The sequence below is a fragment of the Microbacterium luticocti DSM 19459 genome (assembly GCF_000422405.1).
Lineage (GTDB): Bacteria > Actinomycetota > Actinomycetes > Actinomycetales > Microbacteriaceae > Microbacterium > Microbacterium luticocti.
In genome coordinates, this window is the sequence record NZ_AULS01000002.1 from 390,744 (window position 1) to 404,132 (window position 13,389).

Genomic DNA, 13,389 nt, shown 5'->3' on the forward strand with positions numbered 1-13,389 from the left:
ATGCCGCCGACGCGGGGGGCGCGGCGGGGCGCGGCGCGGGTCGCATGGCGGGGAGCAGCACGGGGTGAATGGCGGGGAGCCTGGCCCGGAGCAGCGCGGGGCGAATGGCGGGGTGCGGCGCGGGTCATGACACGCCTCCGACCGTGACGGCGGCCAGCAGCGCCGGGGCCAGCCACGCGGCGACACCGATGCCCGCCGCGGCCCCGCCGATCGCGGCGAAACAGGCGGCGGCACCCATCTCGATCGCGCCGGTGGCGCGCTGTCGCGATCGCGAGAACCCGAACGCGCGCAGCGGCACCGACTCGGCGCGACGCGTGCGCACGGCGGCGATCGCCACCGCGGCGGCGGCCACCGCCGCCAGCCCCGCGGCCACGGCGGTGCCGGCCGCGCTCAGGCCGAGCACCGGATCGATCACGGCGGTGCTGCCCACCGCCGCCGCCGTGAGCACCCGCACCGGGCGGTCGGCGATGCCGCGCAGCGCGGCCGACGCTGCCGGGACGTCGGCGGTGTCGACCCACAACTCACCGGCCGCCGGCACCGACCCGCCCAGCGCGAGCGCGCGCACGGTCAGACCGCCCAGATCGACGGCGACACCCGCACCGGCGCCCACGCCGGGCAACCCGTCGCGCACGGCGACCACCCGGCCCTCGACCGGGCGGGCGATCGTGCCCACCCGCAGCGCGACGGGCGAACCCGGCTGCAGAGCGAGGCGGTCGGCCAGCGCGCGGGTCACGAGCACCGGCAGCGGCTGGTCGGCGCCGACCGCGGTCAGCGCGCGCACCCGCCCGATCGCGGGGTCGAGCGTCACCGAGGCAGGGTCGACGGCGGCGCCGGCGACCGTCACACGCACGCTGATCGCACCGGGGGCGGATGCCGCGGCCACCTCGATCGCGGCGACCCGATCACCGTCGGCCGCATCGCCGTCGGCTGGATCGCCGTCGGCAGTGGGCACCGCGAGCGCGTGTGCTCGACCGTCGACCGGGACGTCGCCGACGTCGAGCTCGCGGGCGGCGCCGTCGCGGTCGAGCAGCCACACCCGCACCGCCAAGGTGCCGTCCGGCCAGGCGCCGCCGTCGGCCATCGCCGCCGTGACGGTGACCGACACCGGCCCGTGCGCGACCGGCGCGTCGGCGGCGGAGACGCCCAGCCGTGTGCCGGGCAGCGCGACCAGCCGCACCGGTGTCCGGCCCAGGGTCGCATCGGCGGCGAACGCGGCGGTCGTCGACCCTGCGCCGGCCGGCAGCATGCCTGCCGACATCGACGGATGCGTAGGGTCGACCACCGGCGAAGAGTCGTACACGGCGCGCACGTCGGTACCGACCAGCCGGGCGACGTCGGCGTGCACCACCTGGCCCACCCGGGTCGTGGCCGACACGGCGAACGCGATCGCAGCGGCGGCCAGGGCCACACTGAGCACGCCGGCGACCACGACCGCGGCCTGCCGGGCGAGCCGCCGCACCGCGAGCACGACGGGCAGCCCGCGCCCGGGCCGCACCGCGCGCTCGGCGAGCGAGAAGACGGGGGCGGCCAGCAGCGTGACCACCAGGGCGGCGGCGACCAGCGCGAGGGCCGGGGCCGCGGCGGCTGCGGCATCCGTCGACCCGTCGCGCACCAGCCCCGCAGACAGCAGCTGCGCGGCGGCGATCGCCGTCAGCAGCGCGGCGAGGGCCAGCGCCGCGGCGACCCCGGCGAGGCTGCGGCGGCCGACGTCACCGCGGGCAGGCGGCGCGGCGAGGGATGCCACGGCCAGCACCGTCGCGACCAGCAGCGCCGCCACGATCCCGACCACCGCCATCACCCCGATCACCGACGCCGCGCCGGCAGCGGAAGCGAGCGGGAGCACGCCAGTGGCTGCGAGCACCGCCGCGGCCGCCACGACGCCCGCCGCGACCGCACCGGCGGCGAGCCCGGTCGATTCGCGCACGATGGACCCGGTCGCGGCGCCGCGGGCGCGCAGCAGCCGCACCTGGTCGGCGCGGCGGCGCCCGGCCGAGTGTGCAAGCACGCCCAGGGTCAGCGCCCCGATCACGGCCAGCAGTGCCGCCGGCACGCCGAGCAGTCCCCGGGCCAGGGCGGCGGCCGATGCGGCGCGGTTGAGGGTGGCCTCCCAGCGTCCGGTGACGCGGATGCCCTGCCCGGTCATCGCGTCGACGGATGCGGTCAGCCGATCGATGCCGTCCCGGTACGCGGCGATGCGGGCCGTCGTCACCGGCCGCGCCGCGCTGATCGTCCAGGTCGCCCGGGCGCCGCCGGCCTGCTCGACGAGTGACGCGTCGGCCAGCACCGGTCCGACGGCGTCGGCGTCGCGTCCGCTGAACACGGCGGGTCGATCCGCCCACGCCGGGTCTGTGGCATCCGTCGCCTGCCAGATGCCGCTGACCTGCACGGGCCGGCCGTCGAGGGTGAGCATCGATCCGGCGTGCAGGCCGGCATGGGCGGCGGCGGGCTCGCCGACGGCGACCTCGCCCGCACCCGACGGCCAGGTGCCGTCGACGAGGCGGGCGCGGGCGGCGATGCCGGGCGCATCCCACAGCAGCGTCGGTCCGAGCGAGCCGACCGCGGTCGCCTGCATGGTGCGTGCGACGTGCACGGGCGCGCCGGTGAACGCACGGTCGACGGCGGCGGTGACCGCGGCAGCCGCGTCGGGTGGTGCGTCGACGACGATGCTGCGGTCGGCGGGGTCGGCGGCGGCCACGAGGGTCGCGGCGCCGTCGTCGACGGTGCTGGCGGCGAGGGCGGTGGATGCCGCGAGCCCGCCGGCGAGCACGGCCGCCACGGCGGCGATCGCCGCAAGCCCGGCCGCGCTCGGCGCGGCTCGGCGGACGGCGAACGGCATGCGGATCCTTCGTTGGTCCTTCGTGGGCGACTCGAGTCAGGTTAGCGGGCGCGCCAGCACCCTTGTAGGTGGTCGTCGACCATGCCCGCCGACTGCATGAGCGCATAGAGGGTGGTGGGGCCGACGAAGCGGAATCCACGGCGGCGCAGTTCGCGGCTCATCGCGGTGGACTCGGGGGTGACCGCGGGCACGTCGGCGAAGGCCACCGGCCGGGGACGCACGGCGTCGGGTGCGAACGACCACAGCAGAGCGTCGAGGTCGCCGTCGGCCATGTCGGCGACCAGGCGGGCGTTGCCGATCGCCGCCTCGATCTTGGCGCGGTTGCGGATGATGCCGGCATCCGCCATCAACCGGGCGATGTCGTCGTCGCCGAACTGTGCCACGACGGCCGGGTCGAACCCGGCGAACACCTCGCGGAACCGGGGCCGCTTGCGCAGGATCGTGATCCACGACAGCCCGGCCTGAAAGCCCTCGAGGGTGAGCTTCTCGTACAGCGCACGGTCGCCGTGCAGGGGCGAGCCCCACTCCTCGTCGTGGTAGCGGCGGTACTCCGGGTCGCTGTCGGCCCATCCGCAGCGGGCGCGGCCGTCCGGCCCGGTACGCAGGTCGGTCACGTCGGTCATCCGGCGAGCATATCCGCGCGCGCACCGAGCGGGCGCCGCGCAGCAACGGAGCGGACCGCACCCGACTGAGCACCGCGCAGGAACGGAAAAGGGGGACCGTAGCCCGACTTAGCACCGCGCGGGAACGGAAAAGGGGGACCGTAGCCCGAACGGTCCCCCTGTGAAGGCCGTGTCCCGACGACGCCTTCATATGGTTAATGTCCGCAGCGGGCCGAAACCTCACATGCGAACGGCGTTCGTTATGGTTTCGTGACCTTTTTCTTCAGTGACTTCTCGCTCACCGGCGCCGCACCCGAGGCGGCCAGCTCGGCGTAGTAGGCGCGTGCCTCGTCCTGACGCTGCTGCTCGGCACCCGAGGCGATGGGGGCGCGCACGTGTTCGGGCGCGAACCCGAACGCGTCGACGAGGTCCTGCGCGTGCGGCCGCAGCCGCGCGCACAGCCGGTCGATGTACCGGGTGACCGAGGCGGCCCGCTGGCTCGACAGCCGCCCGCCGATGAGGTACCAGGCCAGGTGCTTCTCGATCAGCCACAGCCCGAACAGATCGCGCAGCCAGGTCAGCACCTGGCGGGTGCCGGCATCCTCGATCCCGGCGACGCCTTCGGCGAACGCCTCCCACTGCAACAGCTCGCCGTGGGCCCGCGCGGCCTCGATGAGCTCGGACTGGTGCTGGTTGAACAGCGCCGCGGCCTCGGCCGGCGGCAGTGAGGATGCGGGCCGCAGCGCGCTCGCGACATCCGTCACCATCTGCTCCACCCGACCGGCCAGCAACTCGTGCTGCTGCTCGGCGCGCAGCCCCAGTTCCACCGAGCGCGCGGTGGAACCGAAGTCGGCGACCGCCTGCCCGAGCCGGCGCAGCCCGGCACCGTGGAAGATGCGCTCCGCGGTCTGCCCGACGGCGTAACGGGCGAGGGCCGCAGCATCCTTGCCCGTGAACTGCTTGGCGAAATCGCTGAGCAGTCGTTTGCCGACCAGCTGCAGCAGGATGTTGTTGTCGCCCTCGAACGTGGCGTACACGTCGAGGTCGTGGTGCAGCCCGACCAGCCGGTTCTCGGCCATGAATCCGGCGCCGCCGCACGCCTCGCGGCACTCCTGGATGGTATCGAGCGCGTTCCAGGTCGACAGCGGCTTGAGCGCGGCGGCGAGGGTTTCGAGGTCTTCGCGCTCGTCGGGGGTGTCGCGTTCGCCGCCGAACACGCCGTCGAACCGGCGCAGCAGCTGGTCGTGCGCGAACGCCTGCGCGTAGGTCTGCGCCAGCCGCGGCAGCAGTCGGCGCTGGTGCCGGCCGTAGTCGAGCAGCACGACCTCCTCGGTGCCGACGCCGGAGTCGAACTGGCGGCGCTGGTTCGCGTAGGTGATCGCGATGTACTCGGCGAGCGCGGCGCCGGTCGTGGCGGCGCCGTCCAGCGACACCCGGCCCTGCACGAGCGCGCCGAGCATGGTGAAGAACCGCCGGCCGGGGCTGGGGATCGGGCTGGAGTAGGCGCCGGTGGCGTCGACGTCGCCGTAGCGGTTGAGCAGGTTCTCGCGTGGGATGCGCACGTGATCGAACGAGATGCGGCCGTTGTCGATGCCGTTCAGGCCGCCCTTGACACCATCGTCCTCGGTGGTGATGCCGGGCAGGTCGTGGCCGTCGTCGCTCCGGATCGGCACGAAGAAGCAGTGCACGCCGTAGTTGACGCCGCCGGTGATCAGCTGCGCGAACACGGTCGCGGCGCGGCCGTGCAGCGCCGCGTTGCCGAGGAACTCCTTGGTCGCGGCGCGGAACGGGGTGTGGATGACGAACTCATCGGTATCGGGGTCGTAGGTCGCCGTCGTGCCGATCGCTGCGACATCCGACCCGTGGCCCATCTCGGTCATCGCGAACGCGCCGGGCAGCGCCAGGGTGCGCACGTCGGCGAGCCAGGCGTCGTGGTGCTTCTTGGTGCCCAGCTGCTGGATGGCCGAGCCGAACAGCCCCCACTGCACGCCGGCCTTGATCTGCATGCTGGGGTCGGCGAGCACGAGCTCTTCGAACGCGGCGAGGTTGCCGCCGTTGTCGTTCTGGCCACCGTATTCGACGGGGTACGCGCGGCCGCTGGCGCCGGCATCCACGAACCGGCGCAGCTGCCCCAGCACCCGCTCGCGGTGCTCCGGGACGGGCTGCCCCGGGACCTGCCAGAAGGCCTCGTCGGTGATCATCTCGCGCGACTGCCGCCGCGCCTGCGCCCAGGTGCCCAGCAGCAGCTCGGTGACCGCGGCGACGTCGATGCGCGGCTCGGACGCGTCGGCGCGGCGCGCCTCGTCGGCGCTGCGCGGCGCGGTGGGGGCGCCCCCGGCCGGGGTGCGCTTGTGCAGGGCGGGCCTTTTCGTGCGGACGACGTCGACCATCGAGGATCACCTTTCCTGGGGAACACCCTCACGGTAGGTCTCCCACAACGCACCTTCAAACAGGTTGATGGATGCCACAACCTCGGCCGCTCCCGTGCCGCGCCCGGGTTGTGGCATCCGCACACTCGCGCGTCAGCGCGGGCCGGTGCGCGGCGCACAGAACCGATTGGGGGGCCACGCGCTGATCGATCCGAGGGTTGCTCGTCGCGCATCCGGGCCAGGACAACCCCGGCTCGAACGCGCTGTGCCGCGGTGCGGGCTTCACGCACACCGGCACGAGCACGATGCCGTGGCGCGGCGGCGAGGTCGTCTACAACGTGTGGGAGCTCTCACTCTCGGCGTCGTGATGTCGCAGGCTGCGGCATCCACCCGCGCCCGGGTCATCGGCCAGCGATGGATCCTTCCCGCGACAAGGACGGCGTGAACGAGACAAATCGGACTAATATGAGTACAAACAGACTTATTCATACCGAAGAGACCTAATCGATCATGTCAGCCCAGAACGTTACGCCAGAGGTTCCGATGAGCGTCTTCAAGGCGAACCCGTCTGCGTTCGCTGAGACCGGCGCCATCGTGACCGTGCATAACAGGCCGCGCCTGCGCGTTGTGCCGTTGCCGGACGACGAGCCCGAGCAACTGGCGGCGATCAAGACGCGATTGCGCCTGCTGAGCGCGTTGCTCCCGGCTGAGGTCGTCGAAGAAGAACGACGCGCCCTCGCCGCTGATCGCGACGCCGACCGGCTGGACGACGCACGGTGAGAGCCATGATCGACACCAGCGTGCTGATCGGCGTGCTGCCCGACCAGATCGTGGATGCGATCGAGGACCACGGCGCCTCCCATATCGTGCGCGGCGAGTTGCTTCGGGGCGCAGAGCGCTTCGCCGCGCAGCCGAACGGGCGCGAACTGGCGCGCGTGCGGGCCCAGCTGGTCTCCGCCCTCGATGAGTTGCGCGCGTTCTGGCGACCATTCGACGGCGCGGCCTCCACTGCCTACGCGTCGCTGACAGCGATGCCGCCGAGCGCGGCGCGGTCCAAGGACGCGCTCATCGCGGCGCACGCGGTCAGCCTCGGTGTGCCCGTGATCACCGCCGACCGCGGCTTCACCCGATTCACGGGCCTCGAGATCATCTTCACGGAGTGACCAACCCAGCCGCGCGCAGCCCGCCCGGCCCACCCCGGCCTCACCACCCTCAGGTACAGTGCAGGATGCCCCCGCCCCTCAGAACAGCCCGGTGATCTTCCCGTCGGCGTCGACGTCGATGGATGCCGCGGCCGGCCGTGCCGGCAGCCCGGGCATCGTCATGATGCTGCCGCAGATCATGACGATGAACCGCGCCCCCGCAGCCAGGCGCACTTCGCGCACGTTGACGGTGTGCCCCTCGGGCGCGCCCAGTGCCGATGGATCGGTCGAGAACGAATACTGCGTCTTGGCGACGCACACCGGCAGGCCGCCGTAGCCGTCGTCCTGCAGCCGCTGGATCTGCGCACGCACGGCCGAGTCGGCGGTGATTCCCTCGGCCCCGTACACCCGGGTGGCGATCGCGGTCATCTTGTCCCACAGCGTCGCCTCGGACGGGTAGGTGTAGGCCGGTTCGGCGGGTTCGGGATGCCTCGTACACTCTGCGACCACCTTGCGGGCGAGGTCTTCGGCACCGGCCCCACCGTCGGTGAAATGCGTCGCCACCGAGGCGGTGACGCCCATCCGCTCGCACGCGTCGAGCAGCGCGGCGACCTCGGCCTCGCCGTCCTCGGCACGGTGGTTGATCGCGACCACGGCGGGCAGGCCCAGCACGTCGCGGACGATGTGCAGGTGCCGTTCGAGGTTCACCAGACCCCGCTGCAGGGCCGGCACATCCTCGCGCGGCAGGTCCGCGACATCCACCCCGCCCTGGTATTTCAGCGAACGCACCGTGGCGACCACGACGGCCAGAGACGGGCGCAGCCCGGTGGCGCGGCACAGGATGTCGACGAACTTCTCGCCGCCGAGGTCGGCGCCGAAGCCGGCTTCGGTGACGACGTAGTCGGCCAGGCGCAGCGCCGACCCGGTGGCGAGGTACGAGTTGCAGCCGTGCGCGATGTTGGCGAACGGTCCGCCGTGCACGAACGCCGGGGTGTGCTCGATGGTCTGCACCAGGTTCGGTGCCAGCGCGTCGCGCAGCAGCGCGGTCATCGCGCCGTGCGCGTTCAGGTCGCGGGCGCGCACCGGGCGCCGGTCGCGGGTGTAGGCGACGACGATCTCGCCGAGGCGCTGTTTGAGGTCGGCCAGGCTGGTGGCCAGGCAGAAGATCGCCATCACCTCGCTGGCCACGACGATGTCGAACCCCGACTCGCGCGGGTAGCCGTTGCCGGTGCCGCCGAGGCCGATCACGGTGTCGCGCAGCGCCCGGTCGTTGACGTCGAGCGCGCGCCGCCAGCTGACCCGGCGCACGTCGATGCCGAGTTCGTTGCCGTGATGGATGTGGTTGTCCACGAGCGCGGCGAGTAGGTTGGCCGCCGCGGCGATGGCGGCGAAGTCGCCGGTGAAGTGCAGGTTGATGTCTTCCATCGGTACGACCTGCGCGTAGCCGCCGCCGCACGCCCCGCCCTTCATGCCGAACACCGGGCCCTGTGCCGGCTCGCGCAGGCAGATCATGGCCTTCTCGCCGATGCGGTTCAGGGCATCGCCGAGGCCGACGACGGTGGTGCTCTTGCCCTCGCCGGCCGGTGTCGGCGACGTGCCGGTCATCAGGATCAGCCGGCCCTGCGGCCGGTCGCCGATCTCGTGCAGGTAGGGCAGGGCGATCTTCGCCTTGGTGGTGCCGTAGGGGATGACCGCGTCGGCTGGGATGCCCAACGTCGCGGCGATCTCGGTGATGGGCCGCAGCTGCGCGGCCTGTGCGATCTCGATGTTGCTCAGGCCCATGGGTGGAACCTCCGGCTCCGTCGGCGTCTCGTGGACGGTCTGGCCTCAGCCTACGGAGCCTCGCGCGCCGGCGACAGCATCCGGCTCAGAACAGGTCGCGATACCCCATCGTCGAGTTCCCGATTTCCGCCGCGGTTCAGGCTGACCCGCCCGGCGGTGTGCCGGACCGTACCGGTATCGGTGCGACTCCGGTCCCGATCGAGCGCGACGGCGCGTCCGTACACTGAGAGGGATCTGCACCGACGGAAGCGAGCCACCCATGCGACGCGGCATCCTCGTCTGCATCACCGCCGCCATCCTGCTGCTGACCGGATGCACCGCATCGCCCGACCCCGATCGTTCAGAGACGGCGCCGTCGCCGACAGCGTCCGTCGACGCCGAAACCATCGTCGGGCACATGCCGTTCACCGTCGGACCGGCGACGCTCACGGCCGCCGTGCACCCGATCGCGCGGACGGCCGACGGGCTGGTGCTCACCCTCGACATCTCCTCGGATGACGCTGTCGCGGACTACCAACTCACCGCCGCGTGGTCGTCGAGTTCGCAGGCGAAGCTGCCGACCCTCGCCGGACTGCGCGTGCTCGATCTCGCCCACGATCGCGTCGTCTCACCCGCGGTCACCGCGCACGACGAGTCCGTCTTCGTCCTGGGCGACCGGCCCGGTGCCGCCACCGCCGCGACGCCCGGCACACAGGCGCCCGGCACGGCGACACCGTCTGCGGCGCACGCCGTGCGACGCATGCAGGTGCTGTACGGCGACCCGGGCGCCGACACGCTGCAGCTGTTCATCCCGCAGGGCGGCGTCGTCACCGGCATCCCGGTGATCCACGCGCCGCCGCCGGCGGCGCCCGTCGACGGCGATGACGGATCGGTCATCAACGACGGTGCACAGTCATCGTTGAGCGGCGCCCAGTCGGCCCCCGTGTCTGGGATCACCTCGTTCGCACTCGATCTGGCGACCCAGACGCGCCAGGAGCAGAACGCCGAGAAGGTGCGCATCACCCTGGGTTCGGATGTGCTGTTCGCCACCGACTCGGCCACACTCACCGCGAAGGCGAAGGGCGTCATCGCCGACGCCGCCGCAGAGTTGAAGAACCGCGAGCCGGGCACGGTGAGCGTCGTCGGTCACACCGACAGCGTCGATACGGACGCCTACAACCTCGCCCTGTCGAAGAAGCGTGCGCAGGCCGTCGCCGACGCGCTGACGCAGCTCATCGACACCGACGCGTACCCACTGCGGGTGTCGGGCCGCGGCGAAACCGAGCCTGTGGCCTCCAACGACACGGCGGCCGGCCGCGCCGCGAACCGACGCGTCGAACTGTCGCTCGACACCGCGCCGGTGAAGACGACGACGAGGGATGCCGCAGCCGTACCTCCCCTCGACGGGCCGCGCGCCACCGGACCCGACGGCGTGGACATCGACATCGTCCGGCCCTACCACGTCTCCGCGCCGCGCGCCCGCATCGTCGACGGACACCCGATCGTGACGATCGTGCTCACCGCGACCGATGATGCCGTCGACAGCGCCTTCGGCCCCGCGATCTTCGAGGGCTCCTTCATCGGGCCCCCCGGTCTCGACCGGCTGCGTTCGATGGCCGGTATCGCCGTGATGAACGGATCGGTCGCAACGATCGCCGGACTGCATGAACCGTCGGGCGCCGTGGCGGGAACGCTCCTGCCCCTCACCGACCTGTCCACCTTCCAGCGGCTGGACGGCGGCGACACCCGCACGTCCGACATCGTGTTCCCGCCGATGAGCGTGGGCAAGACGATCACGATCCAGCTGGTGGACAGCTTCGAGGGCGACGCGAAGACCGCTTTTCAGCTCACTGACATTCCGGTCACGCACGACGACCGCTGACCGGGAGCCCGTGCGGCCGCGTCGGGCGTGGGACTGTGCCGCAGCTCAGCCGTGCGCGGCGATCACCGCGAGCACGGCATCGCCGTAGGCCTCCCGCTTCTTGGCTCCGATCCCGGTGATGCCGTCGAGGTCGGCGGGCGTCGCGGGGCGATGCTCGGCGAGGGCGCGCAGCGTGGCGTCGCCGAACACGATGTACGCGGGCACGCCCTGCTCCTTCGCGACGCCGGCGCGCCAGGCGCGCAGCGCCTCGAACAGGTCGCGATCGGCGGGGGCCACAGCATCCGTCGCCGCGGTCTTGCGCGCCGACGACCGCGAGCCGCCCCGCCCGAGCACGTCGCGGCGCAGCGGTACGTCGGTCTCGCCGCGCAGCACCCCGGCCGCCGTGTCACCCAGAGCGAGAGTGCCGTACTCCCCCTTTGCCACGAGGATGCCGCGGGCCAGCAGCTGACGGATGACGCTGCGCCAGTCCTGGTCGGTCAGGTCGGCACCGATGCCGTAGGTCGCGAGCCGGTCGTGCCCGAAGCGCACGATCCGCTCGGTCTGCGCGCCGCGCAGGATGTCGACCAGGTGCCCGGCGCCGTACGCCTGTCCGCGCTCGCGCTGCAGCCGCACGATCGTCGACAGCAGCTTCTGTGCGGGCACCAGACCGTCCCAGGTCTCGGGCGGCTGCAGGCAGGTGTCGCAGTTGCCGCACGGATCGGATGCCTGACCGAAGTACGCGAGCACGTTCTGGCGGCGGCATCCCACCGTCTCGCACAGCGCGAGCATGGCGTCGAGGTGCTGCCCGAGGCGCATCTTGTAGGCGCGGTCGCCCTCCGACGCGTCGATGAGCCGACGCTGCTGCACGACGTCACCGAGGCCGTACGCCATCCAGGCGACCGCGGGCTCGCCGTCGCGGCCGGCGCGGCCGGTCTCTTGGTAGTAGCCCTCGACCGATTTGGGCAGGTCGATGTGCGCGACGAATCGCACGTCGGGCTTGTCGATGCCCATGCCGAAGGCGATGGTCGCGACCATGACGACGCCGTCCTCGCGCAGGAACCGGGACTGGTGCCGGGCACGGATGCCGGAGTCCAAGCCGGCGTGGTATTCGAGCGCGTCGATGCCCTGCGCGCGCAGGTGCTGGGCGGTCTGCTCGACGCTCTTGCGGCTCAGGGCGTAGACGATGCCGGCGGATCCCTCGGGCATCGTGCCGATGAACTGCACGAGCTGGCGGCGCGGATCGACCTTGGGCTCGATGCGGTACTGGATGTTCGGCCGGTCGAAGCTGGCGACGAAGTGCTTCGCGTCGGGTAGGCGCAGCCGCTCGGTGAGCTCGCGGTGGGTCTCGCGGGTCGCGGTCGCCGTCAGCGCCATGCGCGGCACGCCCGGGAACCGCTCGCCGAGGTCGCCGAGCGCGAGGTAGTCGGGACGGAAGTCGTGTCCCCACTGCGACACGCAGTGCGCCTCGTCGATCGCGATGACACTGATCCGGCCGCGCTGCAGCAGGGCGGTTGTCTGGGCGAGGTTGAGCCGTTCGGGGGCGACGTAGAGCAGGTCGAGTTCGCCGGCCAGGTACGCCTGCTCGACAGCGGCGCGCTCGGGAGGGCTCTGCGTCGAGTTGAGGTAGGCGGCGCGCACGCCGTTGGCGACGAGCGCGTCGACCTGGTCGTGCATGAGGGCGATCAGGGGGCTGACGACCAGCCCGGTGCCGGCGCGCACGAGCGCGGGCACTTGATAGGTGACCGACTTGCCGCCGCCGGTGGGCATCAGCACGACGGCGTCGCCGCCGCCGATCACCTGGTCGACGATCGCCGCCTGGTCGCCGCGGAACGCGTCGTAGCCGTACACCTCTCGCAGCACGTGCAGCGGGTCGGCTGCTGGGCCCACGCGCCCGGAGGCTCCGCGCGGGGCGCCGGCGCCGCGCGGAGGGGGCGTGGGGATGAAGTCGCGACGTGGCGACACGATTCGGGATGCCGCGGGCCCGGGCGTCGTGGACGGCTCGGCCGCCCCGCGGGCGAGGCGGGTCAAAACGCCGGCCCGGTCGCCGTCGTCAGGCGGCGGCATCCACCCGTCGTCCTCCGGCGGGGCCCACTCGTCGGGCGGTGCGTCGGCATCGCTCCACGCGATGTCTGCGTACGGGTCGCCGGCGGGTGTGCTCACCCCTTCAACGTAGCCGGGACCGGCGACACCGACGTCGACACCGACTGACGCGCGGGCGTCAGAGCGCGAGAACCAGGCGCAATGCGGCGTCGACGGCGCGCAGCTCGTCGAAGCTCAGGTGCCCGACCCGGTCGCCGAGCCGACTCGGGTCGATGCTCGAGGTCTGCTCCACGAGAACGCGTGTCGGGGTTCCGTGGAGCTCGACCGCCGGCCGGAAGCTCGCGGGGCGTGCCGACGTCGACGTGGGCGCGACCATCCATGTCGACAGCACATCAAGGTCGTCGGACTGTACGACGACGGCATATCGGGGGCCGCGCTGCTCGTGGCCCCGTGTTCCGCGTGGTGCCCGCAGCTGGTAGACGTCACCACGCACGCAGTGTCTCCATGTCACGCAGCACTTGGGCGACCTCGGCGCGGTCGTCTGGGTCGGCGGCCAGCGCATCCGCCTCGGCGCGGAGCCTCGTCTTCGCGTGCCGGCCGGCGGCCTCGATGAGGGCATTGCGCACGGCTGTCGACGTGGGTGTGCCGTCAGCGGTGAGCTCATCGAGTGCGCGGCGCGCGTCTTCGTCGGGGCGGAAGGTGATCGTGGCTGCCATGTCTTCAGTGTGACACAGAATGTAAGACACTGCGCGTGGATCACACCGTCGGGGTTCGAGTG

At 72.5% G+C, this 13,389-nt stretch carries 11 protein-coding genes; 4 read left to right on the top strand and 7 right to left on the bottom strand.

All coding sequences use genetic code 11. The annotated features are described in order from the left end of the window. Nucleotides 1-124 precede the first annotated feature (124 nt). The 3 genes from H577_RS0104695 to H577_RS0104705 all read right to left on the bottom strand — a co-directional run bounded on the left by H577_RS0104695 (nucleotide 125) and on the right by H577_RS0104705 (nucleotide 5,828). On the bottom strand, nucleotides 125-2,836 hold the full coding sequence (locus H577_RS0104695; RefSeq protein WP_029144972.1) for a hypothetical protein: 2,712 nt from the start codon (nucleotides 2,834-2,836) through the stop codon (nucleotides 125-127). 41 nt (nucleotides 2,837-2,877) lie between these two features. Beyond that, complete coding sequence (locus H577_RS0104700; protein ID WP_211217889.1) at nucleotides 2,878-3,459, bottom strand: DNA-3-methyladenine glycosylase I; 582 nt, start codon at nucleotides 3,457-3,459, stop codon at nucleotides 2,878-2,880. 239 nt (nucleotides 3,460-3,698) lie between these two features. Further along, on the bottom strand, nucleotides 3,699-5,828 hold the full coding sequence (locus tag H577_RS0104705; protein WP_029144974.1) for an acyl-CoA dehydrogenase family protein: 2,130 nt from the start codon (nucleotides 5,826-5,828) through the stop codon (nucleotides 3,699-3,701). Between the two features lie 197 nt (nucleotides 5,829-6,025). Between H577_RS0104705 and H577_RS17560 the strand changes: the two genes are divergently transcribed. From H577_RS17560 to H577_RS15150, 3 genes are all read left to right on the top strand, one after another. Further along, a complete protein-coding gene (locus H577_RS17560; protein WP_156876550.1) occupies nucleotides 6,026-6,175 on the top strand; it encodes a hypothetical protein in 150 nt (49 codons plus the stop codon). Between the two features lie 175 nt (nucleotides 6,176-6,350). Further along, nucleotides 6,351-6,587, top strand: a complete 237-nt coding sequence (locus H577_RS0104715; RefSeq protein WP_029144975.1) for a hypothetical protein — start codon at nucleotides 6,351-6,353, stop codon at nucleotides 6,585-6,587. Between the two features lie 5 nt (nucleotides 6,588-6,592). Beyond that, nucleotides 6,593-6,970 (top strand): type II toxin-antitoxin system VapC family toxin, encoded by a 378-nt coding sequence (locus tag H577_RS15150; protein ID WP_036283715.1) that lies wholly within the window; start codon nucleotides 6,593-6,595, stop codon nucleotides 6,968-6,970. A 78-nt stretch (nucleotides 6,971-7,048) separates the two neighbouring features. Here H577_RS15150 and H577_RS0104725 read toward each other — a convergent pair whose 3' ends face one another. Further along, nucleotides 7,049-8,731 (bottom strand): formate--tetrahydrofolate ligase, encoded by a 1,683-nt coding sequence (locus tag H577_RS0104725; protein ID WP_036283718.1) that lies wholly within the window; start codon nucleotides 8,729-8,731, stop codon nucleotides 7,049-7,051. A gap of 259 nt (nucleotides 8,732-8,990) precedes the next feature. Between H577_RS0104725 and H577_RS0104730 the strand changes: the two genes are divergently transcribed. Beyond that, nucleotides 8,991-10,592, top strand: coding sequence for an OmpA family protein (locus tag H577_RS0104730; RefSeq protein ID WP_029144977.1), 1,602 nt, complete (start codon nucleotides 8,991-8,993; stop codon nucleotides 10,590-10,592). A 45-nt stretch (nucleotides 10,593-10,637) separates the two neighbouring features. Here H577_RS0104730 and recQ read toward each other — a convergent pair whose 3' ends face one another. Genes recQ through H577_RS0104745 form a run of 3 tightly spaced genes read right to left on the bottom strand, consistent with a single transcriptional unit; the run spans nucleotide 10,638 to nucleotide 13,327 of the window. Further along, entirely contained in the window at nucleotides 10,638-12,731 is a 2,094-nt protein-coding gene (gene recQ / locus H577_RS0104735; RefSeq protein WP_029144978.1) for a DNA helicase RecQ, read from the bottom strand. 58 nt (nucleotides 12,732-12,789) lie between these two features. Next, nucleotides 12,790-13,104 carry a type II toxin-antitoxin system PemK/MazF family toxin gene (locus H577_RS0104740; RefSeq protein ID WP_029144979.1) on the bottom strand — a complete coding sequence of 105 codons (315 nt, stop codon included), beginning with the start codon at nucleotides 13,102-13,104 and terminating at the stop codon, nucleotides 12,790-12,792. Continuing rightward, entirely contained in the window at nucleotides 13,094-13,327 is a 234-nt protein-coding gene (locus H577_RS0104745; protein WP_029144980.1) for a hypothetical protein, read from the bottom strand. Before H577_RS0104745 ends, H577_RS0104740 begins: the two co-directional genes overlap by 11 nt. Between the last annotated feature and the right edge of the window lie 62 nt (nucleotides 13,328-13,389).